Annotated in this window: 23 protein-coding genes and 2 riboswitches; of the genes, 2 read left to right on the forward strand and 21 right to left on the reverse strand. The window is 42.5% G+C overall.

Annotated elements, in window-relative coordinates; all coding sequences use genetic code 11:
• Window positions 1–36: 36 nt before the first annotated feature.
• A complete protein-coding gene (locus tag BW986_RS12105; protein WP_076368164.1) occupies window positions 37–1,026 on the forward strand; it encodes a M23 family metallopeptidase in 990 nt (329 codons plus the stop codon).
• A gap of 86 nt (window positions 1,027–1,112) precedes the next feature.
• The gene (yunB, locus tag BW986_RS12110) at window positions 1,113–1,862 is read left to right on the forward strand and encodes a sporulation protein YunB (protein WP_076368165.1); all 750 of its coding nucleotides are present in this window, start codon (window positions 1,113–1,115) and stop codon (window positions 1,860–1,862) included.
• A 22-nt stretch (window positions 1,863–1,884) separates the two neighbouring features.
• Here the strand turns inward: yunB and BW986_RS12115 are convergent, their stop codons facing one another.
• The 21 genes from BW986_RS12115 to BW986_RS12215 form a co-directional block, all read right to left on the reverse strand.
• Window positions 1,885–2,982 (reverse strand): HD-GYP domain-containing protein, encoded by a 1,098-nt coding sequence (locus BW986_RS12115; protein ID WP_076368166.1) that lies wholly within the window; start codon window positions 2,980–2,982, stop codon window positions 1,885–1,887.
• A 177-nt stretch (window positions 2,983–3,159) separates the two neighbouring features.
• A complete protein-coding gene (locus tag BW986_RS12120) occupies window positions 3,160–3,462 on the reverse strand; it encodes a YunC family protein (protein ID WP_034310161.1) in 303 nt (100 codons plus the stop codon).
• A 55-nt stretch (window positions 3,463–3,517) separates the two neighbouring features.
• Entirely contained in the window at window positions 3,518–4,912 is a 1,395-nt protein-coding gene (locus BW986_RS12125; protein ID WP_311316554.1) for a bifunctional metallophosphatase/5'-nucleotidase, read from the reverse strand.
• A 13-nt stretch (window positions 4,913–4,925) separates the two neighbouring features.
• Window positions 4,926–5,753, reverse strand: coding sequence for a sulfite exporter TauE/SafE family protein (locus BW986_RS12130; RefSeq protein WP_076368168.1), 828 nt, complete (start codon window positions 5,751–5,753; stop codon window positions 4,926–4,928).
• Window positions 5,754–5,835: 82 nt separating this feature from the next.
• The gene (locus tag BW986_RS12135; protein ID WP_076368169.1) at window positions 5,836–6,684 is read right to left on the reverse strand and encodes a DUF72 domain-containing protein; all 849 of its coding nucleotides are present in this window, start codon (window positions 6,682–6,684) and stop codon (window positions 5,836–5,838) included.
• A 195-nt stretch (window positions 6,685–6,879) separates the two neighbouring features.
• Window positions 6,880–8,277 carry a Fe-S cluster assembly protein SufB gene (gene sufB / locus BW986_RS12140; RefSeq protein WP_076368170.1) on the reverse strand — a complete coding sequence of 466 codons (1,398 nt, stop codon included), beginning with the start codon at window positions 8,275–8,277 and terminating at the stop codon, window positions 6,880–6,882.
• 55 nt (window positions 8,278–8,332) lie between these two features.
• The gene (sufU, locus tag BW986_RS12145; protein ID WP_076368171.1) at window positions 8,333–8,761 is read right to left on the reverse strand and encodes a Fe-S cluster assembly sulfur transfer protein SufU; all 429 of its coding nucleotides are present in this window, start codon (window positions 8,759–8,761) and stop codon (window positions 8,333–8,335) included.
• On the reverse strand, window positions 8,751–9,980 hold the full coding sequence (locus BW986_RS12150) for a cysteine desulfurase (protein WP_076368172.1): 1,230 nt from the start codon (window positions 9,978–9,980) through the stop codon (window positions 8,751–8,753). Before BW986_RS12150 ends, sufU begins: the two co-directional genes overlap by 11 nt.
• Entirely contained in the window at window positions 9,980–11,281 is a 1,302-nt protein-coding gene (sufD, locus tag BW986_RS12155) for a Fe-S cluster assembly protein SufD (RefSeq protein WP_076368173.1), read from the reverse strand. The genes BW986_RS12150 and sufD overlap by 1 nt, the downstream gene beginning before the upstream one ends.
• A 15-nt stretch (window positions 11,282–11,296) precedes the next feature.
• Window positions 11,297–12,082, reverse strand: a complete 786-nt coding sequence (gene sufC / locus BW986_RS12160; protein ID WP_034310141.1) for a Fe-S cluster assembly ATPase SufC — start codon at window positions 12,080–12,082, stop codon at window positions 11,297–11,299.
• Window positions 12,083–12,532: 450 nt separating this feature from the next.
• Window positions 12,533–12,763, reverse strand: coding sequence for a YuzK family famiily protein (locus tag BW986_RS12165; protein WP_076368174.1), 231 nt, complete (start codon window positions 12,761–12,763; stop codon window positions 12,533–12,535).
• Window positions 12,764–13,915: 1,152 nt separating this feature from the next.
• Entirely contained in the window at window positions 13,916–14,752 is an 837-nt protein-coding gene (locus BW986_RS12170) for a MetQ/NlpA family ABC transporter substrate-binding protein (RefSeq protein WP_076368175.1), read from the reverse strand.
• 15 nt (window positions 14,753–14,767) lie between these two features.
• Window positions 14,768–15,436 (reverse strand): methionine ABC transporter permease, encoded by a 669-nt coding sequence (locus tag BW986_RS12175; RefSeq protein ID WP_076368176.1) that lies wholly within the window; start codon window positions 15,434–15,436, stop codon window positions 14,768–14,770.
• Complete coding sequence (locus BW986_RS12180; protein WP_076368177.1) at window positions 15,429–16,463, reverse strand: methionine ABC transporter ATP-binding protein; 1,035 nt, start codon at window positions 16,461–16,463, stop codon at window positions 15,429–15,431. Before BW986_RS12180 ends, BW986_RS12175 begins: the two co-directional genes overlap by 8 nt.
• Window positions 16,464–16,616: 153 nt before the next feature.
• A riboswitch (SAM riboswitch) is annotated at window positions 16,617–16,729 on the reverse strand.
• Between the two features lie 117 nt (window positions 16,730–16,846).
• Window positions 16,847–18,157, reverse strand: coding sequence for an O-acetylhomoserine aminocarboxypropyltransferase/cysteine synthase family protein (locus tag BW986_RS12185; RefSeq protein ID WP_076368178.1), 1,311 nt, complete (start codon window positions 18,155–18,157; stop codon window positions 16,847–16,849).
• A gap of 99 nt (window positions 18,158–18,256) precedes the next feature.
• Window positions 18,257–18,363, reverse strand: a riboswitch (SAM riboswitch).
• Window positions 18,364–18,508: 145 nt separating this feature from the next.
• Complete coding sequence (locus BW986_RS12190) at window positions 18,509–18,817, reverse strand: thioredoxin family protein (protein ID WP_076368526.1); 309 nt, start codon at window positions 18,815–18,817, stop codon at window positions 18,509–18,511.
• Between the two features lie 3 nt (window positions 18,818–18,820).
• The gene (locus BW986_RS12195; RefSeq protein ID WP_048688210.1) at window positions 18,821–19,186 is read right to left on the reverse strand and encodes a toprim domain-containing protein; all 366 of its coding nucleotides are present in this window, start codon (window positions 19,184–19,186) and stop codon (window positions 18,821–18,823) included.
• Between the two features lie 92 nt (window positions 19,187–19,278).
• Window positions 19,279–19,662 carry a glycine cleavage system protein GcvH gene (gcvH, locus tag BW986_RS12200; RefSeq protein ID WP_034310122.1) on the reverse strand — a complete coding sequence of 128 codons (384 nt, stop codon included), beginning with the start codon at window positions 19,660–19,662 and terminating at the stop codon, window positions 19,279–19,281.
• 95 nt (window positions 19,663–19,757) lie between these two features.
• Window positions 19,758–20,114, reverse strand: coding sequence for an arsenate reductase family protein (locus BW986_RS12205; RefSeq protein ID WP_076368179.1), 357 nt, complete (start codon window positions 20,112–20,114; stop codon window positions 19,758–19,760).
• Window positions 20,115–20,255: 141 nt separating this feature from the next.
• A complete protein-coding gene (locus BW986_RS12210; RefSeq protein WP_076368180.1) occupies window positions 20,256–22,043 on the reverse strand; it encodes an acyl-CoA dehydrogenase FadE in 1,788 nt (595 codons plus the stop codon).
• A 69-nt stretch (window positions 22,044–22,112) separates the two neighbouring features.
• Complete coding sequence (locus BW986_RS12215) at window positions 22,113–23,291, reverse strand: acetyl-CoA C-acetyltransferase (protein ID WP_076368181.1); 1,179 nt, start codon at window positions 23,289–23,291, stop codon at window positions 22,113–22,115.
• Window positions 23,292–23,350 lie beyond the last annotated feature (59 nt).

The raw sequence follows: 23,350 nt of genomic DNA on the forward strand, positions 1-23,350 counted from the left end.
TAAATACGGAGAATGTCATGAAAGGAGCCTGCCCCGTTGAAAAAATTATTCCTTCTTACCATAACTTGTTTGTTTATTTTGAATGCACCAGGCCAAGTGGCTGATGCTGCCGATACCCCAAATGCTTATGCCGGGAGAATGGAGCTATATAAAAATATGGAGGCCACCCTCCAAATCCCGTGGTATTACCTTGCTGGAGCTGATCAATATGAGCACAGCCTCAGGGCTGCACGAAGGGATTTAGAGCCGGCAAAGGGTTTGATAGGCATCCACATCGAGCCTTCAAAGTGGAGCGGGGCCCTCAATCCTGACTTAAACGACGTGAACCCGCTCACGATCACATTTTTTGATGGGCTGGGCCAGGATGGCAATGGTGATGGCAAAGCTGATATCACTAATGATACAGATCGATTGTATGCTTTTTCGAAGCATCTCCAATCATATGGTGCAGATGAAGATAATATCCGGATCGGCTTGTGGGATTATTATAAACGAGATAAAGCCGTCAGCATCATTATCGGCAATGCCGAGATTTATAAAAAATATGGCCGGTTGGATCTACATGAAAAGGCCTTCCCGGTTCCAGTACGAACTCATTATACGTACTTGAATACATGGGGAAGCGCTCGCGGATGGGGCGGAAGGAGAATCCATGAGGGCACTGATATTTTTGCGGATTATAGCCTTCCCGTTCGTTCCACGAGCTATGGAATCATTGAAATGAAAGGCTGGAATAAATTCGGCGGTTGGCGGATTGGGATACGGGATTTAAATAATACCTATCATTACTTTGCCCATTTAAGCGGCTTCGCAAAAGGGTTGAAAGTCGGACAAATCGTCGAGCCCGGACAAGTCATCGGAGGTGTCGGCAGTACAGGTTACGGCCCTCCAGGGACTTCCGGAAAATTCCCTCCCCATCTCCATTACGGAATGTACAAAGACAATGGAATTACGGAATGGAGCTTTGACCCTTACCCGTATCTAAGATTATGGGAAAGGAAAGATCTGGCTAAAAAGCAAAAGTGAGCGGCGTGAATTTTACGCTGCTTTTTTTTGATTCGAACATAAACCCCTGAACTTGATGCATAGTTATTAGTAAAGGGGGCTAAAGCGTGTTCCGAAAAAGATTTCGAACGAAGAAATTCCGAAAAAAGGGGCCTCTTCCCACCCGAAAAGTATTTCTCTATTCATTTATCCTGTTTATCATATCAAGCATCATGACTCTTTGGTACGTGGACAAATCAATCGAACCCGTGATCATGAGTGTAGCCGAATATGAAATCAAACGGATTGCAACGGAAACGATTCATGAATCGGTTGATGAGAATATAGCGAAGGTCGACATGAACAAAATCATCACCAACAACAAGGGTGGTAAGGACTCCAGTTCTTCCTATAGCTTCAATCCGGTCATATACAGTGAATTGCGGGCTAACATTACGAATGATATTCAAAAAAAGCTTGGCATCAAACAAGGAAACCCTTTTAAAACAGGTTCAGCCAAAATAAATGATGAACAATATAAAAGTGTGGTCTATTATATACCATTTGGTGTCGTAACCGGGAATAATCTCCTTTCCAATTACGGACCTGAAATCCCAGTGAAAATGTCGGTCATCGGGAATGTTGAATCGGATTTGAGGACAAAACTGACAAACGCAGGCATCAATAATGTTTATTATGAATTGATAGTGGATTTTGATGTCAATATTCAAATCGTCATCCCCTCATTCACAAAGGAGACCAAGGTGAGTCAGGAAGTGACAGTCGGAAGCCTGTTGATTGAAGGTGATGTTCCAAGTTATTTTAGTAACGGAAACGGTTCGGTGGCACCTCCCATCATGAAGGAAAACAAGGAATGAAAAAACCAGCTTATCCTTGAGGTTAGGCTGGTTCTTGTATATTGAGACATTTCATGATAAGCAAATGCAGGTTTTTATTCAAGTCCACTTCATACGGCTCTTTTATTTGCTCCCCATCTTCTTCAAGAATCCTTATAATGGGGCGGTCTCCTATCCCCTCGTTCTGAGCGGATACTACCCCTTTCCTCCCATCATTCAATTCAACGTATAGACCATTAGGATAAATGGCAACCGCCCGGCGGAAAGCCTCGATGACCGTATTGTCGAACTTTTTCCCGACTCCGGCATAAAGGACTTCCAATCCTTGATGCGGCAGGATGGCCTTACGGTAAACCCGATTGGAAGTCACGGCATCAAACACATCGGCAACGGCAATGATCTTGCCGAAATAATGGATTTCGTCCCCCTTTATCCCCCGGGGATATCCTGATCCATCTAACCGTTCATGGTGCTGATAGGCACAATTCGCAACTATAAGGGAAATGGTATGAACATTTTTGATTAGATGGAAACCGTAATCGGCATGCTTTTGGATTTTTTCAAACTCCTTTTCCGTCAGCTTACCGGGTTTATGGAGGATTTCCAAAGGCACGAGCATTTTGCCGACATCATGTAAAATCGCTCCCAGCCCAAGAATTTCGAGATTCTTATCATTGATATTCAATTCCATCCCGATCGCCAGAGTATATAAGGTCACATTGAAGGAATGAGTAAAGATATAGTCATCGTATGTATAAACGTCGGCCAATAAAGTCATTAACTCTTTATTCCTTTTCAGCTCGCCCATGATGTTCCGAACTAATTGAGTGAACTTGACGTTAGCCTGCTCTATCGTGAATGACCCAGCAAGATTCATTTTGTTTTTCATGTCCAGGAAAGTGGTTTCAATCGTATTAATGGCTTCTCTTCTTAGTTTCCCTGACACTGGGGGCATGGGAATAATGTCATCCGTCCTGGAATCTTGAATGTAAACAAAGGGAATATTAAGGGACACCAGTCGATTGATCATTTTCTGCGTTAATGTAAGACCCTCGCACAATAGGATATGGCCCTGATCATTATGAATGTTTTTACCGAGCCTCGCTCCAGGGCTTAGGGACTTTGTAATAGCTAGCCTCATACTTGTACTCCATTTCCCCATTCAATATTTGTAAATCAAACCGGTTCATTCCTTTATAAGGATTATCGGAAAGTATTTTGATAAATGAATCTGTTTGAACGCATTTATTGAAAAAATATCAGCATTTTCTTTGAAAAAAAATAAGGCCCCCTTCTGGAAAAAAGAAAGCCCCCCTTTTCAAATCATTTTGATTAATGCCTCTTTACCAATCATTCCTGGATGAATGCCCTTTTCCACAGCCTCCCAGGTAACTGATTCAAGCGGCGCTTCCAATAGTTCTTCAATCGATTTAACTCCTGTGGCCCTTCCTGCAAGGATTTTACGATCTCTCAATTTATCATTCAGCAGTCCAACATCTAACGCACCGCACATTATATATCCTTTTTCGGACGCGACAGCAAGTAAATTCGTTTTGGGAAGTCGGACAGAAATGGCTAGGAATGTATGATTATCAAGAATTATTGGGATCATGTTAATCAATTGGTTTCGCCCCTCTCTTCCCCATACTTTATGAAAAAAAGGGCGAAACCGTGATTTAGAGTTTGGTGTTTATGTATATTTTTTCCAACTTCCATAAAAGGATATCCCGCAAGAATTCCGGCAGTAAGTATTCCTTGCGATCGGAGCGCTGGATACTTGGAAAGAAGTGTCCAAACGTGAACATGTCAGGTATTGCCAGTTTATAGGACTTATCCGTCTGCAGCTTCTCCCCTTTTATAAGTATCCCTTTTACGATCCCATTCTCCCTTTCGTTAAATTCAATTTGATCATAATGCATGACTCCCATGATTTTCCCGCGGAAACCGAAACCCTTCACCTGAATATTAGGCCACTCCTCATTTCTCGATTGCATTAAGATTTCTTTTAATTCATTCCCATTCACTTCAACGACGCAAGGATTGATGGGATGTGGACAGATTCTGTGAATATCCCCTTTTGTGACAGGTCCCTTTGGCAGCCCTTCGAGCAGAAGACCGGCATTCAAAAAGGAACAATCCGCCTGAGTCCACTCCCTTAGGGCATCCCCAAGGAGTTCAGTCAAAGGACTTCTTTTGAACCAATCATTATCCAGTGCTTCGGGTAAATCCACTGCAACCTGTTTTAGCGTTTCCCCTCCGGCCTTGTATATCTCTTCGATCCATGACCGTTCATTCTCCAATTCCAAAAAGTCATTGGTATCATAAAGAATGGCTTTCTTATGGCTAACTTTCTTTTCCTGATTGACGGTCATTTCCACCTGTCCAACATAGAAACCATATTTCCCTGCACCGCAAAGGAGTGTGTCATTGATCAATTTACCTTGGTGGAGGATGTGGTGGGTATGCGCGCCAAGTATGATGTCAATCTCCGGAAAATCCTCTGCCATCCTTTCATCATCGTGGATGCCCAGGTGGGAAAGGATGACGATTACATCCGCCTCCGTTTTGACCTTTTCGAGCTGCGCCTTCAACTCAACGAATGGTTCTGTTATTTCCCAGCCCATCGCAGAATAAAACTTTTGGAAAAAGGCTGTCAAACCTATCATGGCAATTTTGGTGCCTTTTACCGTCGTATGTATCCAATATGGCAGCGCCCATTCCGGCCTTTCATAATCACCGTAATAAATATTGGCTGCCAAGACCTTGAACTTTGCATGATCATATAAGGAGTCTAACGCATCATGAGGTAAAGTGATGCCTTCATTATTGCCGATGGTCACATATTGGTAGCCCGCTTCATTAAGCAGTTCAATATTCCCTTTACCCAACGTACCTTCTGTATATGGATGCCAGCGGTCCACATGATCGCCTATATCCAGTATGATCGCTTCTTCTCCCGTTTCTTGATGAAGTTGTCTTCTTTCTTTAAGAAACTTATCAATACGAGGCCAATTCTCAAAATGACTATGGAGATCATTGGTGTGATACAAATGAATGATTTCTGACATCATTTCTCCTCCTCGTTTATCCTGTGATACCTTGATATATAAGACGTAAACCAATGATTATCAGCACTATTTTCAACATATTTTCCAGCGAGGCACTTTTTAGGCGCGTATTGATGAATGCGCCCAATTTAGCACCGAACCATGCACCCGGAATCAGGGCAAAAGCATATGGCCAATTTACATTTCCAAGGGAAATATGCGTGATTGAATTAGTGATGGAAGATAGAAATACCATGAACATCGAAGTCGCTACAGCCATATGCGGAGGGAAGAAGAATAGAAGCATCATGACGGGTACCATTAAGGCCCCACCGCCAATTCCAAATAACCCTGAGCTGAATCCCACGACAAAAGAAATCAATACAGCCAGAAGGGGATGGTAACCATAGGAAAATGAATGTCCATTTTCAGTTTTATACGTCTTCACTATTTTCCCTTTTCCAGGCTTGAAAAGCATTGGCTTCAAACGATTCTTCACTAATAACACGATAGCCATGAAAACCATGAAAATTCCAAAGTACAATGAAAAAGCTTCGGCGTTAAGATTTTTATTCACATAAGCCCCTATCATTCCACCAGGTGCACTGCCAATAAAAAAGATTAAGCCGGCCTTATAATCCACCACTTTATGTTTTAAATAAGATAAAGTAGAAGATAGGCCGGTAAAAATCATGATTACGGTTGAAACACCTACGGCGACCTGAGGAGTCAGCTCATCGATAATATTCGTAGATGCACCTAAGTATAAAAGAGAAGGCACAATGATGATGCCGCCGCCCAGACCGACAAGAGCGCCGATTGCTCCCGCTAATAATCCAATACCCACTAATACTAACCATACCATGAAGAAATCCGCCTTTACCTGTTTATGAGGATATACCTCTCTAGCTTGTCACATCATCTCTTTATTAATTATATAATTCCCCTTAAAACAAACCAAGCTGCTTAGGAGCCAGCCCTTCATATTCTATACCAAGCAACTCAATCATTTGTTTGGCATTATCAGCGGCATCTCCGCCTGAGTTATTATTGAACAGGACATATACCTCCTTGGATTCCCTTTCCAATTTCCTGATTTTTTCCACCCATTCTGTCAATTCCTGATGATTATATCTATATAAGTACCTGACCTCGCGCCAATTATCACCTGAAGAGGCCCTTTGCCAACCATGCAGGTTACGTCCATGAAAGCGTATCAGGGTTTTATCTTTATTTGTGGCATGCAGAACGACAGGAATGGATCCCTCTCCAGCCTGCGGCTCATCGCATATAGTATGGATCCAGCCTTCCTTTTCGATAAAGTCCAAAGTTTGCTGGAATACATTGGGCCTGTACCAGCTTTGATTCCGAAATTCAATGGCAGCTGGAATATCACCCATTTCAGTTTTGCACCATCGCAGGTAATTCACATTTTCCCGTTTACAATCAAACCATGGCGGAAACTGAAATAAGACCATCGCTAGCTTACCGGACTTCTGATAAGCTTCCAGAGAGTCGCAAAATGCCTTGAACATTTCCTTCTTGCTTTCAAAAGGGATTTCCCCACGCTGATGTCCTGTCATCCCTTGATAGGCTTTAACGACAAACTGGAATGATGCAGGCGTCTCGGATACCCACTTTTCACTGTTCCTCTTTGGCTGAACTGCATAAAATGAAGCATCCACCTCCACAACGGGAAAATGAGCACCGTACTCTTTAAGTTTATCACGTTGGGACACACCGCCATGATACAAACTATCATGATCACCCCAACCGGTCACACCAACATAAATCATCTGCATCATCACTCCTTTGGGACAGGCCCTAATTACTGGACTTCTTCTTTTATTATTTTTTACCCTTATTGAGCCATATCTAATCTTTGGTATTAGGGTGTAAATATCAAAAACAAAAAGCCTGCCAGACAGACCCGGCAGGCTTTTTGTATGAATGGTTATCCTAAATCGCTCTACAGGCAGCCCAGTCGGTTATTAACCGATGGATCCTTCCATTTCGAACTTGATCAGACGGTTCATTTCAACCGCATATTCCATTGGAAGTTCTTTTGTAAATGGTTCGATGAAGCCCATTACGATCATTTCCGTTGCTTCTTGCTCAGAGATTCCGCGGCTCATCAAGTAGAACAATTGTTCTTCAGATACTTTGGAAACCTTCGCTTCGTGTTCAAGGGAAATGTTATCATTCAAGATTTCATTGTAAGGGATCGTATCAGATGTAGACTGATTATCCATGATTAATGTATCACATTCAATGTTGGAACGAGCTCCATCCGCTTTACGTCCGAAATGAACGATACCACGGTATGTTACTTTACCGCCCTGTTTGGATATTGATTTTGATACAATCGTTGAAGATGTATTAGGCGCTAGGTGAATCATTTTTGCTCCTGCGTCTTGGTGTTGGCCTTTGCCGGCAATGGCAATCGATAATGTCATACCGCGAGCGCCTTCACCTTTTAAGATGACAGCAGGATATTTCATTGTCAATTTGGAACCGATGTTACCATCGACCCATTCCATTGTTGCGTTAGCGTCACAAACCGCACGTTTCGTAACCAGGTTAAACACGTTGTTTGCCCAGTTTTGGATCGTCGTGTAACGGCAGTAAGCATCTTTCTTGATGACGATTTCAACAACCGCACTATGAAGGGAGTTAGTCGTATAAACAGGTGCTGTACAACCTTCGACATAGTGAACGGATGCGCCTTCATCAACAATGATGAGCGTACGCTCGAATTGCCCCATGTTTTCAGAGTTAATCCGGAAATAAGCTTGAAGCGGAGTATCCACTTTAACGCCCTTTGGTACATAGATGAAAGATCCGCCTGACCAAACTGCTGAGTTCAATGCAGAGAATTTATTGTCAGTAGGCGGGATCGTTTTCCCAAAGTGCTCACGGAAGATATCTTCATTTTCACGAAGTGCTGAGTCCGTATCTTTAAAGACGATACCCAAATCTTCCAATTCTTCTTTCATGCTATGGTAAACCACTTCTGATTCGTATTGAGCAGATACGCCGGCAAGATATTTTTGTTCGGCTTCAGGAATTCCCAATTTATCAAAAGTCTGTTTGATTTCATCAGGAACTTCATCCCAAGATTTCTCTGATTTCTCTGATGGCTTAACATAGTATGTGATTTCATCAAAATTCAGACTCTGCATGTCGCCGCCCCATTGAGGCATTGGCATGTTGTAAAAATGCTCCAATGATTTCAAACGGAAATCAAGCATCCATTGAGGTTCATCCTTCATTCGAGAAATTTCTTCCACGATTTCTTTTGTCAGACCACGCTTTGAACGGAAGATGGAAACATCTTTATCCGCAAAGCCATATTTATAATCGCCGATTTCAGGCATTTTCTTTGCCATAGCTCGTATTCCTCCATTTCAAATGGCTGAATTACAACAGCTCATTTTAATTTAATTATTCCTTCAATCCCTTTTCCATGGCTTTCCAAGCTAAGGTAGCACACTTGATTCGGGCTGGAAATTTAGAAACACCTTGAAGGGCTTCAATATCCCCAAGGTCCATCTCATCGTCGTATTCTTTTCCCTGGATCATTAAGGAAAAAGTCTCGGATATCGCTAGGGCAGTATCAACGTCTTTGCCCTTAATGGCTTGAGTCATCATGGAAGCCGAACTCATGGATATCGAACAGCCATCACCATCGAATTTAACATCGCTGACCTTGCCATCTTCAATCTTCATCGTTAAACGAATCCGATCGCCGCAAGTTGGATTATTCATATCGATTGTCATGCTTCCATCTTCTAGCATGCCCTTATTACGTGGTTTCTTATAGTGATCCATAATGACTTGACGGTAAAGTGTATCTAAGTTATCAAAAGACATTACTGAAATACTCCTTCGTTTTAACAAGCCCGGACACGAGCTTATCAATATCTTCTTCCGTGTTATATAGATAGAAACTTGCTCTTGCCGTCGATGATACGTCCAGCCATTTCATTAATGGCTGTGCGCAATGATGACCGGCACGGACAGCAATTCCATCTGCATCAAGAACGGTAGCGACATCATGTGGATGTACGTCATTAATATTAAAGGTTATTACACCCGCACGCTTTTCTGCATCTTTAGGACCGAATATGGTCAGCCCTTCGACAGCTGACATTTTTTCCATTGCATATGCGGCGAGCTTATGTTCATGCCGTTCAATATTATCCAGGCCGATTTCTTCCAAGAAATCAATTGCAGCACCAAGACCGATGGCGCCGGCAATGATTGGGGTACCGCCTTCAAATTTCCACGGGAGTTCTTTCCATGTAGACTCATGCAAACCTACAAAATCGATCATCTCTCCGCCGAATTCAATCGGCTCCATTTTTTCCAGAAGTTCTTTTTTGCCATATAATACGCCGATACCTGTTGGACCGACCATTTTATGACCCGAGAAGGCAAAGAAATCACAATCCAGATCACGGACATCCACTTTTAGGTGCGGCGTGCTTTGCGCCCCGTCGACTACCATTACGGCACCGTGTTCATGGGCAATTTTCGCGATTTCCTTCACAGGATTGATGACACCAAGTACATTCGAAACCTGCATGATGGAAACGATTTTCGTTGCGTCCGTAATTGTTGCCCTAACATCATCAAGGGAAATCGTGCAATCCTCTTGAAGCGGAATATACTTCAGTACAGCGCCTTTTTCTTTGGCAAGCTGCTGCCACGGAATGATATTACTGTGATGCTCCATATAAGAGATGACAATTTCGTCACCCTCTTTAATATTTGCACCACCGTAACTTCTTGCTACAGTATTCAAAGAAGTCGTTGTGCCTCTTGTAAAGATGATTTCTTCTGTAGAAGAAGCATTAATGAATTTACGTACCTTTTCACGTGCACCTTCATACGCATCCGTAGCTTTTGTTCCAAGTGTATGCACCCCGCGGTGAACATTCGAGTTGTATCCGCGGTAATATTGCTCAATCGCTTCAATCACTGCAGCCGGTTTTTGAGAGGTTGCAGCACTATCTAAATAAACTAATGGCTGACCATTGACTTCTTGATCTAATATCGGAAAAAGCTTACGAATTTCGTATGGGTTCATTACTGTACTTTCCTTTCAATGACCGCTACTAATTGTTTTTTAACTCCCTCAATTGGAAGCTGGTTAACAACAGGGGCCAAGAATCCGTGAATGACAAGTCTTTCTGCTTCTTTCTTAGTAATACCACGGCTCATTAAATAATACAGTTGAAGCGGGTCGACACGGCCGACGGAAGCAGCATGGCCAGCCGTTACATCATCTTCATCAATCAAGAGGATTGGATTGGCGTCTCCGCGTGCTTTTTCACTTAACATCAATACGCGTGATTCTTGTTCGGCATTTGACTTTGTAGCGCCATGCTCTATTTTCCCGATTCCATTAAAAATGGAGGATGCGGCGTCTTTCATGACACCGTGCTTAAGGATATAGCCCTCAGAGCGTTTGCCATAATGAATGATCGCTGTCGTAAAGTTCTGTTTTTGTTCCCCGCGTCCGACTACAACGGTTTTAGTATCACCGTGAGAGCCATCGCCCATTAGATATGTTGTATTATCTGAAATCGTATTTCCATCGTTCATCAGGCCAAGTGCCCACTCAATACGAGCGTCACGTCCTGCCACCCCACGGCGGTTAACGTATGTCGTGAAGCCTTTAGAAAGGGTATCGACCGCTCCGTACTCCACCTTGGCATTCGCATTTGCAAATACTTCCGTTACGATGTTGGCAACCCCTTCGTTAGAGTCAACGCTTGAGAAGTAGTTCTCTACATATGTGACAGAGCTATTATCTTCCGCTACGATCAAGACATGGTTGAAAAGTGTAGTATCTGGATTATCCAATAGGAATACCGATTGGATCGGCTCTTTGATTTCTACATTTTTCGGAACATAAAGGAATGCTCCCCCATTAACTAATGCAGCATGAAGTGCCGTTAAACGATGTTCATCTATTTTAACGCCGTCTTTCATGAAATATTTTTGCACGAGCTCAGCATGGTCACGAGCCGCTGTTAAAATATCCGTAAAAATGACGCCTTGTTCTTTCACATTTGCTGACAGATTGATATGTGCCGGCGTATTATTGCGTTGAATGTATAAGTTTTCATTTTCTTCAATGATGGATTTAATTTCTTCCGGAAGCTCCTCTAAAGAGGCAAAAGCTTCACTTTCAACCGTATGAGTCTGGAAAGAAGTAAAATTCCATTTATCGATTTTCGTTTTATCCGGCTTTGGCATCGGGAGCTTTTCTAATTCAGAAAACGCTTGAATCCGAAGCTCGGATAACCAAGCTGGATCATTATTTTTAGTTGAATAGGAGCTTATATCCTCTTGTTCAAACGGTAATTTCGTTTCTGTAGTCATTGCAAATCCTCCTACTTACGCTTCTTCGCCAACAGTTTCGTCTTCAATGCCCAATTCTTGTTTGATCCAGTCATAACCTTCCGCTTCCAAGCGTGCAGCAAGTTCAGGACCGCCTGATTTAACGACACGTCCTTGCATCATAACATGTACAAAATCAGGAGTGATGTAATTTAATAGACGTTGGTAGTGAGTGATGATCAAGCATCCAAAGTCTTCTCCGCGCATTTCGTTGATTCCTTTTGAAACGACTTTAAGTGCATCGATATCTAGACCTGAATCAATCTCATCCAAGATTGCAATTTTAGGTTGGATCATCATTAATTGAAGAATCTCGTTGCGTTTTTTCTCTCCGCCTGAGAAACCTTCATTCAAATAGCGTTGCGCCATATCTTCATCCATTTCAAGGAACTCCATTTTTTGGTCCATTTGACGGATGAATTTCATCAATGAAATCTCATCGCCTTCTTCACGGCGTGCATTAATGGAAGAACGCAAGAAGTCAGCATTTGTAACACCGCTGATTTCACTTGGATATTGCATAGCTAGGAATAGACCGACACGAGCGCGCTCGTCTACTTCCATTTCCAATACATCTTCGCCATCGAATGTGATGCTTCCGCTAGTCACTTCATATTTAGGGTGACCCATGATTGCTGATGATAAAGTGGATTTACCAGTTCCATTTGGCCCCATGATCGCATGGATTTCTCCACCTTTGACTTCAAGGTTTACCCCTTTTAAAATCTCTTTACCTTCAATTGATACGTGAAGATCTTTAACCGTTAATGTAGAAGCTGACATAATAATACCTCCGTGAACTAATTCCAATTTTATTACCAGAAAGTAAAGATTACTTTCCTTACTGTAAATTACGTAAAAGCATTCTCACTTTATTCTCATTCCAATTTTATAACAAATCCAATTTAGAATCAACTAAATAGATAGGGGTTTCCACTTCCGCCATATTAAAAACCCGTCCAATTCTTACAATACTAACAGATATAGCCTGTTTCCTGCATATTCATACTTATTTTAGCTTTTGTTAAAATTATCTTATTATTCAGCAAACCTTCATCCTTATTAATATATGTTCGAAGAATTCGATTGCAAGGTATGAACGTTCCGCTTTAAAAAGAAAAAAATCGGACTGTCAGGCATTATGTAAGTTTATCCAATAAGGCACCCCTTATTTATGGACCACTTTCCATTTTACCTCTACAGACCGATCTTTTAAAGAACTCTTTTATATGCTTAGCCGTGAATTTTGCGTTGTAGGTCCTGGACCATTTTGTTGCACTTTACATGTTCCCTATCCCGTTCTTTCTCAACCTCGATACGGAGGTCTAAGTTTCTACTGTACTCACTGTAGCCAATCCCATGTGAAGACTGCATCGCCTTTTCCATTTCGCTTGTTACATGTAAATCTAGAGTATTGATAGTGAACCATCCTTTCAAATTTGTGTATCTTTTTAATGCCTTCATTATCTCTATACCCTTCACTTTCATGATTAAACATAAAAAAAACGGCCTGAATTAAATCAGGCCGCCAGATTGTAGACAAACTGGATGTCATTTGACTTTAAATTTGGACGTTACTTTCCACTTCAGGCACTCGCTTTCCGCGGGCGGTCCGGGAGCCTCCTCGACGCTTCGCGCCTGCGGGGTCTCCCCTGGACTCGTTTTTCCCGCAGGAGTCTCGTACCTTCCGCTCCAATCAACTTTGTTTTAACAGTAAGATAGAACTCCTTTTGCCTACAGTCTTTTTGAGGGATTGTTGATTTCTACTTCAAGCACTCGCTTTCCGCGGGCGGTCCGGGAGCCTCCTCGACGCCTCGCGCTTGCGGGGTCTCCCCTGGACTCGTTTTTCCCGCAGGAGTCTCGTACCTTCCGCTCCAATCAACTTTGTTTTAACAGTAAGATAGAACTCCTTTTGCCTACAGTCTTTTTGAGGGATTGTTGATTTCCACTTCAGGCACTCGCTTTCCGCGGGCGGTCCGAGAGCCTCCTCGACGCTTTAGCGCCTGCGGGGTCTCCCTTGGACTCGCTTTTGCCGCAGGAGTCTCGTACCTTCCATTCCAATCCACTAAGACTAAGTAATCAGATAGAACCACTTTGCCTACAGTCTTTATTCGTTCCATGCGTAAAACGATTGAAGAAGTTGGAATCAACATGATATCGTTGGTTTTCAGGTTAAGTTTCCATGATAAAGTGCCTCACTATAGAAAAAAATTATGAGCGACGCATTATGTAAAAGCTGAACGAACAAAACAGTTTGCCTATTCATTCATGCGGCGACAGACTGTAACGGATTTGTGTTGAGGACGATAGTAACACCCGGAAATATTCATGATAGTCGTTTCTTAAGAGCATCTGGTTTAACCCAGATGCAACTAACAAACACCAGCTATACTCTGTACAAGTCCTTGAACAAAAGAAAGATTCTTCCGCAACCGTTTTGGTTGGTTGTTATCTCTGCCCATCCGGCAATCAACAACAAATAAAGAGGCCTATCGTGAATAAAAATCGCTTTACAAATCCAATAAAAAAATCAAAAAGGTTCCGGAATGAGAACATTCCGGAACCTTTTTTGTTTACACACTGCGGCCTTAATTAAATCAGGTCGCCATTCTTGAATTATTTATCCGCCGGTACAACCGCACCTTCGTATTTCTCAAGGATGAAATCTTGAATTTCTTTAGAATGCAATACTTCTACAAGCGCTTTGATTTCTTCTTTGTTTTCATCGCCTTTGTTTACAGCGATGACATTCACATAAGGTGATTCGGAATCTTCAATCGCAATTGAATCTTTCAATGGATTCAAGCCAGCGTCGATTGCATAGTTAGAGTTGATCAAAACAGCATCGCCTTCGCCGCTTTCATAAATTTTAGGAAGCAGGGCCGCTTCATAATCAGCATCGAATTTAAGGTTTTTCTTATTTTCAACGATGTCTTTAGTTGTAGCCGTCGTTTTATCGATGCCTTCTTTCAAAGTGATCAGGCCATTCTTTTCCAAAAGGGATAAAGCGCGTCCATGGTCAGCGACAGAGCTGCTCAAAATGATTGTTGCCCCATCAGGTAGTTTATCGATGCTTTTATATTTTTGAGAGTATAGTGCTATTGGCTCGATATGGATTCCGCCAGCATTGACGAAATCATATCCATTTTCTTTAATTTGCGACTCTAAGTAAGGAATGTGCTGAAAATAGTTAGCATCCAATTCCTTATCATTCAACGCCTTATTCGGTAAAACGTAGTCCTGGAATGTTTCGATTTCCAATTCGATTCCTTTTTCTTTAAGAAGCGGCTTAGCTTCCTCAAGGATTTCAGCATGCGGAACATTGGATGCCCCTACAACTAATTTCTTCGATTCTTTTTCCGTATCACTGCCGCCTTTATCCTTTTCACTTCCACAAGCAGCCAAAGCGATAGATAACACTAAAATTAACGCAAATCCTAAAAACTTTTTCATCCTATTCATCTCCTTTTATCTTTTGTCCAATTTAGATGTAATCACATCTCCAATAATTTGAATTATGAAGACGATAATTAGAATAACGATCGTCGCTACAAGCGTAACGTCATTTTGATTTCTTTGATAGCCGTCCAAATAGGCTAGATTACCAAGTCCGCCTGCACCGATGACCCCGGCCATTGCGGTATATCCAACCAATGCAATCGATGTTACCGTAATCCCGGAAATAAGGGCAGGCATCGACTCTGGAAGAAGGACCTTCCAAATGATCGTACTCGTTTTTGCCCCCATGGATTTAGCGGCTTCGATTACACCTTTATCGATTTCACGCAGGCCGATTTCAACCATACGCGCATAGAATGGGGCAGCCCCGATAATAAGTGCCGGTAATGCAGCGTTCTCTCCAATCATGGAACCGACAAGCGCTTTAGTGAAAGGAATAAGCAGCACGATCAAAATAAGAAATGGAATGGAACGGAATATATTAACGATAGCACTCATGACCCCGTTAATCACCCGATTTTCCCACATATTACCCTTCCCTGTCAGGAACAGGATCAATCCTAATATTATGCCTATAAAAAAGGTTGCTACTACAGAGACGCTTGTCATGTAAAGCGTTTCTTTTGTTGCTTCAATAATGTCTTCCCAATCAATATTCGGCAATAATTCTTCAAGCATGAGTAATCACCTCCACGCCTACCTGCTGTGCTTTAATGAATTCGATTGCGCGGAGCATTTCATCCTCTGTGCCATCAAGATGGATAAACAATGTTCCATATGAACCGCTTCTTGTTTGGGATATCTTACCTTGAACGATATTGACATCCAACTCGAAGTTACGCACAAGCTTGGTGATCAACGGGCTTTCTGCATGATCACCTACAAAGGTCAATTGAATCACTTTGCCTGCAGGATAACGTTCGAGCAAATGGTCCATCGTTTCTTTCGTTTCTTCTGGTTCCGTTACCTGTTGCACGAAACGCTTCGTCATTTGTTCTTTAGGATTCTTGAAAACATCAAGGACGGGCCCCTGTTCAACAACTTGCCCGTTTTCCATCACGGCGACGCGATGACAGATTTTACGTATTACATGCATTTCATGTGTTATCAAGACGATCGTCAATCCCAAGCGCTGATTGATGTCAACAAGCAATTCGAGTATTGAGTCGGTAGTCTGCGGATCCAAGGCAGAAGTCGCTTCATCACACAGCAGCACTTTAGGGTTATTTGCCAGGGCCCTGGCGATTCCCACCCTTTGCTTTTGCCCTCCGCTTAATTGTGAAGGATAGGCCTTTTCCCTTCCTTCCAGTCCGACTAACTTGATCAATTCGTTTACACGCTTGGTTCGTTCAGTTTTAGAAACTCCTGCAATTTCCAATGGGAAAGAAATATTTTCCTGAACGGTTCTTGACCATAATAGATTGAAATGTTGGAAAATCATGCTGATTTCTTGACGGGCCTTACGGAGCTGAGCCCCTTTAATTTTTGAAATTTCCTTCTCAGCAACCACTACGGAACCCTCTGTTGGGGTTTCCAATCCATTGAGCATTCTGATCAAAGTACTTTTCCCCGCTCCACTGTAACCGATGATACCGAAAATCTCGCCTTTATTTATTTCAACATTCACATTATTTACAGCCTTGATCGTCTCACTGTTCCCTTTTCCTGTTCGGAACAGCTTACTGACTTTCGTCAATGTAATCATTAATCCTCACCTCTTTTATCCAATAAAACCTATGAACTTAGTTGATTTCTCTACATTATTAGTCTGTTTCTCATATCATGCACATGTTTTCCCCATTAAAACAGAAAAAACCTTTCTGCATGAGCAGAAAGGCAGGTGAAGAAACAGGCCTTTCTCTCATCTTCCAAAGTAATTAAACTTTGTGTGAATTGGCACCTTTCCAAGGAAATCTCCTTGTCGGTTGCCGGGTTTCATCGGGCACATCCCTCCACCTCTCTTGATAAGAGCTAATATATAGAATATTTGTACATCATTAAGTTCTTTAGTATGGAGAAATTTTATCATAGATAAAAAAGGAGCGCAATGTATATTATTTCTAGTTCAAGAATGAACAGGAACTTTGCTTAAAGCGTTTTGGAGGTCAAGGAGACGATATTCGTCGCTTTTTCAATTGCCTGCTCCAAATCTTCTATTAAGTCGTCTACATTTTCAATCCCGATGGATAAACGGACTTGATCGGCACGCACACCCGCTTTCGCAAGACCCGCCTCATTCAATTGTTGATGGGTCGTACTGGCTGGGTGGATGATCAAGCTCTTCGCATCCCCTACATTCGCCACATGGGACCATAATTCCACCGAATTGATAAGTTTTGCCCCTGCTTCGCGATTACCCTGTATTCCAAAAGTCACGACTGATCCAGCTCCCTTAGGCAAATATTTATCCGCAAGGGCTTTATCGGGATGATCCTCATCACCAGGATGCGAAACCCAAGTCACGGCAGGATGGTTTTTTAAATATTCAATGACAGACTTGGTGTTTGATAGATGCTCTTTCATCCTTACATGCAGCGTTTCAAGACCAAGCGTAAACTGGAATGCACTTTGGGCACTTAGCGCAGGACCTAAGTCACGAAGTAACTGGACCCGGGCTTTCGTTATGAATGCGGCAGGTCCTACTGCCTCGGCGTATACAAGACCGTCGTAGCTTGGGTCAGGCTCCGTGAAGCCAGGGTAGTTTGGCGAGTTCCAATCGAACTTCCCTCCATCCACGATGACACCGCCTAGCGTCGTTCCATTTCCCAGAAGCCATTTTGTAGCGGAATGGATGACGATGTCCGCTCCAAAATCTATTGGTCTGCAAAGATACGGTGTTGCAAAGGTATTATCAATGATTAAAGGTATGCCGGCATCATGGGCGATTTCCGCTACCGCTTCAATATCAAGCACCCTCAAACTTGGATTACCGATCGTTTCGGCAAAAATGGCTTTAGTTCTTGGCGTAATCGCCCTTTTGAAATTTTCAGGGTCATCGGGAGAAACGAACTTCACTTTGATCCCATATTTAGGAAGAGTATTTTCAAAAAGGTTATACGTACCGCCATATAATGTAGAGGCTGAAACAATCTCGTCACCTGCAGCGGCAATATTCAGGATGGAAAGTGAGATGGCAGCCATTCCACTTGATGTTGCCAATCCGCCGATACCGCCTTCCAATAAGGCCATTCTTTCCTCAAAAACGCTGACCGTGGGATTATGAAGTCGTGTATATATATAGCCATTCTCCTTAAGTCCAAATAAATTCGCTGCATGGTCGGTGTCCTTGAACAAGTATGCATTGCTTTGGTAGATAGGAACTGCACGTGCACCTGTTTCATCAGCTTGCAGACCGCCATGAACACTCAATGTTTCGAAACGTAACTTTTTCTCTGACATATGATTTCACCTTTTTCTATGAATTTAGTTGGAATTATATGATATCCGGCCTTTTATAAACAAAAAAACCACTTCAATAAGAAGAGGTCACAAGAACACACCTCATCTACCAGAGCCAACACTCTGCTGGAATTAGCACCGTATATAAAATTTATACCGGTTGCCGGGCTTCGTCGGGCCAGTCCCTCCGCCACTCTTGATAAGAACTATTAAATTCTGCCATTACTTAATTCAAAATATAGCATTTTAGAATAAATCAGTCAATGAATTGTTAGAATATTCTTTGTTTAATTCCGATCTCGCATTCAAATGTCCGCAACAAAGAAACCAATCATGGTTCTGATTGGTTTCTTAGCTGATTTCCTTAAGCAATCCATACAAATAAGGAACGGATTGAAAGGCATATATTTTTTTGTGCAGCTTTCCTTTTTTGAAAAGCAATAAACAAGGCACACTTTCGATTTCATATGTTTCGGCAATTGCTTGAACATAGTTCATATTCATTTTGCCTGCCTTCAATTCCTGGAACAGCTCCAAGGATATCGTCAGCATCTTGGAGGCAACCTGACAAGTGCCGCATAAAGGCGTATATAAATATAAGCAAAAGGTTTCCCCATTTTCAACAGCAAGCTTACACTCTTCTTCTTTCCATTCCTGCATCAATTAGTCGTTCACCCTTTGACTTAAAAATTTCATTTTCACATTCATATTGGCAGATAGTAGCACAGTTGCGATATGATGTTCGGGTGAGCTTTCCACTTCTTTGTACATTTTATTAATATACAGGTGGTTCGCTTCCGGCATTTCCCTTCGGAACTGCTTCCGCAGCTTTTCTCCTGATTCATCTGCGTCAAAAAGGAGATAAACATCACGATCCATCAATTCATCCACTAATTCATCCAGCTTAGTTAATGATATGGTCCCATTCGTACATCTTATTTCCACATCTTCATTTAAAACGGAGGCAACTTTTCTTCTATCGGAACTGCCTTCTACAATGATCACTTTATCGAATTCGCCCCACTCCATGTCATCACTCCATCTCACGAATTATGTGCGCAACTGCCGCTGTACAAAATGAAAAAGAGAGCAGGCCTATTCAGTCCCCCCTCTCCTTCTTTTTAACCGTTGATTAAACTCTCATACTCTTCAGCGCTCATCAAGTTTTCAATATCACTGCTATTAGATGGTTCAAGCACGACCATCCATGCCTTTTCATAAGGAGACTCATTTACATATTCAGGGTTGTCACTTAAATCTTCGTTTACTTCAACAACCTTGCCACTGATAGGTGCATAAAGCTCAGAAACGGTCTTAACGGATTCAACACTTCCAAATGGTTCGTTCGCTTTCAATTCATCGCCGATTTCCGGAAGCTCAACGAATACGATGTCCCCAAGCTCGGACTGTGCGAAAGCTGTAATCCCAATGCGCACTGTTCCATCTTCCGTTTTGACCCATTCATGTTCTTTAGTGTAACGAAGTTCTTTTGGTGTTGTTGTCATTATTAACCCTCCATATGTACATCTTATTTTATCTATTCCATTATAAGGTAGATTGTTTGTTTAAGTAAGGAATTAACCAAATATTTTGTGAAATTTCAGTTCCAAACCTGTTCGAATTGCTCTTCTTTGAAACCTACCGTCACTTTAGTGCCATCTGTAACAATCGGCCTTTTCAGAAGCATGCCATCCGTGGACAATATATCAAGCATCTCTGCTTCAGAGGCTTCTTTCAGCTTATCCTTTAAGCCCAGCTCCCGATATTTTTGACCGCTGGTATTGAAAAACTTCTTCAATTCCAAATTGCTGATTTTATATAGTTGTTCTATTACTGTTCGCGAAGGCGGATTTTCCGCTATATGGATCGCTTCATATTGCAGTTCATGATTATCCAGCCACTTCTTCGCGTTACGGCATGTGCCGCATTTTGGGTACCAATATAATGTTAAGCCCATCATTTCACCACCTATCAATAGAATACCCGTTTTCAGCACGCAATACAACGAAATGTCTTTTGAATTTCCGATGCGATTTTATCAAAGGAAATAAAGGGAATGCCTTTACGGGCATTCCCTTTACAGATTCTGATTCATTGCTTAAAGAGCATATTTTTCCGCTTCGATTACCTTGATGGAAGCTTCACGTTTTTTCGCAATGACATTGATCGGATTGTGTCTTGTCAGCTTGCGGAGCGACGAAAGCATGATGCGAAGAGTATCGCCTGTTTCCACCGCAATCAACGTTTCTTTTGCATGTTGTTCTATTTCATTGAAAGCTTCCTGAACGAAGATTTCAGTGTAAAGCACTTTTTGTTTGTTCTTCTCCAGGCCTGTAGCTGCAATGGCTTTCTCCGTACGCAATACCACGGATTCAGCTGCATAGGCAAGGGATGCGATATCGGCAATGTTAGAGAGGATTTCTTGTTCTTGATCAAGAGTTTTGCCGTATTTCTGTGCCGCTAGGCCAGCTGCCAAAATACCGATTTTCTTAGCGTTCCTAACAAGCATTTTTTCTTGTGCCAGTGGCTCATCGCCAGGTTCTTCCGGCATCATCATCATTAATTCCTCTTGCAGGCCTTGAGCTTTTTGAAGAAGCGGCAATTCCCCTTTAAGTGCTTTCTTCAGGAAAGTTCCCGGGACAAGCAATCGGTTGATTTCATTTGTACCTTCAAAGATCCGGTTAATACGAGAATCGCGATATGCTTTTTCAATTTCATACTCCTGCATGAAACCATAACCGCCATGAAGCTGTACGCCTTCGTCCGTAACATAATCCAATACTTCGGAAGCGAAGAATTTATTCAATGAACACTCAATGGCATATTCAGCAACTGCAGCCGCCATTGATTTCCCATCTTTCACTTGCTCATCCGTCAATTTGCTTTGTCTTTGATCATAAAGGCCAACGGTACGATACACAGAGCTTTCTGCTGCATAAATTTTAGCGGCCATTGTTGCAAGTTTTTCTTTCGTCAAGTTAAAACTGGAAATTTTCGTTTTGAACTGTTGACGTTGATTCGTATAAGCAGCTGTAATCTCAAGGGCACGTTTAGATCCGCCAACCGCACCGACGCCTAATTTATAGCGGCCGATATTCAGGATATTGAAAGCGATGACATGACCTTTTCCGGCTACACCCAAAAGGTTTTCGACTGGTACATGTACGTCTTCAAGTATTAAGGTACGTGTGGATGAGCTTTTGATCCCCATTTTCTTCTCTTCAGCACCAGTTGATACGCCTTCATAATCACGCTCAACAATGAAAGCGGAGAATTGTTCGCCGTCGATTTTGGCGTATACACAGAAGACATCTGCAAAACCTGCATTTGTAATCCATTGTTTTTCACCATTTAAAATATAGTGTGTTCCTTCTGCGTTCAATTTTGCCGTCGTTTTTGCTCCCAAGGCATCTGAACCTGAGCTTGGTTCCGTTAAGGCATACGCAGCAATCTTCTCACCCGTTGCCAGTAAAGGGAGATATTTTTTCTTTTGTTCTTCACTCCCGAATAATACGATTGGCAATGATCCGATACCTACATGTGCACCATGTGTAATTCCGAACCCGCCTGCAAGCGCCATTTTTTCCGTAATCAATGCCGAACTGATTTTATCAAGACCCAATCCGCTGTATTCCTCAGGAACATCAGCACCAAGTAAACCGATTTCTCCTGCATGCTTCAGTAATTTAACGGAACGGTCAAATTCATGGTTTTCTAAATGTTCAACCTGCGGCAGAATTTCATTCACTACGAAATCCTCGGCAGTTTTGGCGATCATTTTATGCTCATCAGAATAATCTTCCGGTGTAAACACTTGATCATACGTAATATCTTCCACTAAAAAGGCTCCGCCTTTAATGAGGTTACCTGTAGTTTGATTTGACATGTCATTTCCTCCTAAGTATTTAAGATAGTAAACCCGCCGGAAGCATGACAGCCTCCGGGAGGCGTGGGATTACGCCAATAATTCAAATACTCCGGCAGCACCCATTCCGCCGCCGATGCACATTGTCACGACTCCGAACTGTTGGTTTCTGCGCTTCATTTCATGAAGCAGGCTTAATGTCAATTTTGCTCCCGAACATCCCAGTGGATGGCCTAAAGCGATGGCTCCGCCATTTACATTGACAATCTCTTCATTCAATCCGAGCTCACGAATGATTTGAATGGATTGGGAAGCAAAGGCTTCATTCAATTCAAATAAACCAATATCCGATAACTCAAGACCTGCTAGTTTCAAAGCTTTAGGAATGGCTGCAATCGGTCCGATGCCCATAATTTCAGGCGGTACTCCCGCTACAGCAAAGGAACGGAACTTACCCATCGGTTTCATCCCTAATGAAGAGGCCTTTTCCCCATCCATGACCATCACCGCGGCTGCACCATCACTCGTTTGTGACGAATTCCCTGCTGTTACGGATCCTGTAACAGAAAATGCAGGTCTTAGTTTTTTTAGCACTTCAGCAGTCGTGCCTGGACGAACGCCCTCATCCTGTGTAAAAGTAAATGACTTTTCCTTTAATTTAAGATCCGGTCCCACTGAACGGAGGGTCACCTCAACCGGTACAATTTCATCGGAAAACTTTCCTTCTGCAATGGCCTTAGCCGCCTTTTGATGACTTCTAACAGAAAATGCATCTTGATCGTCACGGGAAATGCCGTATTTTTTTGCAACGGCTTCAGCTGTATGACCCATGCCCATATAATATTCCGGTGCCGTTTCCGCAAGTCTCGCGTTCGGACGTGTCACATGGCCCATCATTGGCAAAAGGCTCATGGATTCCGCTCCGCCTGCAATGACTGTATCACTTTGGCCGAGCATGATTCTTTCCGCTCCATAAGCGATACTTTGCAGCCCGCTTGAACAGTAACGATTAATCGTTATGGCCGGTACTGTATAAGGCAATCCTGCCAATGCTCCAATGTTACGCGCCATGTTCAATCCTTGCTCCGCTTCAGGCATTGCACAACCGATAATCAGGTCATCTATGGTGCCTTCATAATTAACTGCCCGCTTTAACGTTTCCTTTACAACAAGAGCCCCTAAATCATCAGGACGTACACTAGCAAGAGAACCTTTTTTCGCTCTTCCTACCGGAGTCCTTGCTCCAGCTACTATTACCGCTTCTTTCATGAGGATCCCCCTTACTCATTTTTAAGCTATCGATCTATTAATCTTCGTTTTGGCCATAA

Origin of the sequence: Peribacillus simplex, assembly GCF_900156045.1 — a bacterium.
Taxonomy (GTDB): domain Bacteria; phylum Bacillota; class Bacilli; order Bacillales; family DSM-1321; genus Peribacillus; species Peribacillus simplex_D.

What these genes read in the sequence shown, in the direction of transcription:
- BW986_RS12115 (WP_076368166.1), bottom strand. Translation starts at nt 2,982, where the DNA reads ATGAGGCTAGCTATTACAAAGTCCCTAAGCCCTGGAGCGAGGCTCGGT.
- BW986_RS12125 (WP_311316554.1), bottom strand. Translation starts at nt 4,912, where the DNA reads ATGATGTCAGAAATCATTCATTTGTATCACACCAATGATCTCCATAGT.
- BW986_RS12130 (WP_076368168.1), bottom strand. Translation starts at nt 5,753, where the DNA reads ATGGTATGGTTAGTATTAGTGGGTATTGGATTATTAGCGGGAGCAATC.
- BW986_RS12135 (WP_076368169.1), bottom strand. Translation starts at nt 6,684, where the DNA reads ATGATTTATGTTGGTGTGACCGGTTGGGGTGATCATGATAGTTTGTAT.
- sufB (WP_076368170.1), bottom strand. Translation starts at nt 8,277, where the DNA reads ATGGCAAAGAAAATGCCTGAAATCGGCGATTATAAATATGGCTTTGCG.
- sufU (WP_076368171.1), bottom strand. Translation starts at nt 8,761, where the DNA reads ATGTCTTTTGATAACTTAGATACACTTTACCGTCAAGTCATTATGGAT.
- BW986_RS12150 (WP_076368172.1), bottom strand. Translation starts at nt 9,980, where the DNA reads ATGAACCCATACGAAATTCGTAAGCTTTTTCCGATATTAGATCAAGAA.
- sufD (WP_076368173.1), bottom strand. Translation starts at nt 11,281, where the DNA reads ATGACTACAGAAACGAAATTACCGTTTGAACAAGAGGATATAAGCTCC.
- sufC (WP_034310141.1), bottom strand. Translation starts at nt 12,082, where the DNA reads ATGTCAGCTTCTACATTAACGGTTAAAGATCTTCACGTATCAATTGAA.
- BW986_RS12165 (WP_076368174.1), bottom strand. Translation starts at nt 12,763, where the DNA reads ATGAAGGCATTAAAAAGATACACAAATTTGAAAGGATGGTTCACTATC.
- BW986_RS12170 (WP_076368175.1), bottom strand. Translation starts at nt 14,752, where the DNA reads ATGAAAAAGTTTTTAGGATTTGCGTTAATTTTAGTGTTATCTATCGCT.
- BW986_RS12175 (WP_076368176.1), bottom strand. Translation starts at nt 15,436, where the DNA reads ATGCTTGAAGAATTATTGCCGAATATTGATTGGGAAGACATTATTGAA.
- BW986_RS12180 (WP_076368177.1), bottom strand. Translation starts at nt 16,463, where the DNA reads ATGATTACATTGACGAAAGTCAGTAAGCTGTTCCGAACAGGAAAAGGG.
- BW986_RS12185 (WP_076368178.1), bottom strand. Translation starts at nt 18,157, where the DNA reads ATGTCAGAGAAAAAGTTACGTTTCGAAACATTGAGTGTTCATGGCGGT.
- BW986_RS12190 (WP_076368526.1), bottom strand. Translation starts at nt 18,817, where the DNA reads ATGCAGGAATGGAAAGAAGAAGAGTGTAAGCTTGCTGTTGAAAATGGG.
- BW986_RS12195 (WP_048688210.1), bottom strand. Translation starts at nt 19,186, where the DNA reads ATGGAGTGGGGCGAATTCGATAAAGTGATCATTGTAGAAGGCAGTTCC.
- gcvH (WP_034310122.1), bottom strand. Translation starts at nt 19,662, where the DNA reads ATGACAACAACACCAAAAGAACTTCGTTACACTAAAGAACATGAATGG.
- BW986_RS12205 (WP_076368179.1), bottom strand. Translation starts at nt 20,114, where the DNA reads ATGGGCTTAACATTATATTGGTACCCAAAATGCGGCACATGCCGTAAC.
- BW986_RS12210 (WP_076368180.1), bottom strand. Translation starts at nt 22,043, where the DNA reads ATGTCAAATCAAACTACAGGTAACCTCATTAAAGGCGGAGCCTTTTTA.
- BW986_RS12215 (WP_076368181.1), bottom strand. Translation starts at nt 23,291, where the DNA reads ATGAAAGAAGCGGTAATAGTAGCTGGAGCAAGGACTCCGGTAGGAAGA.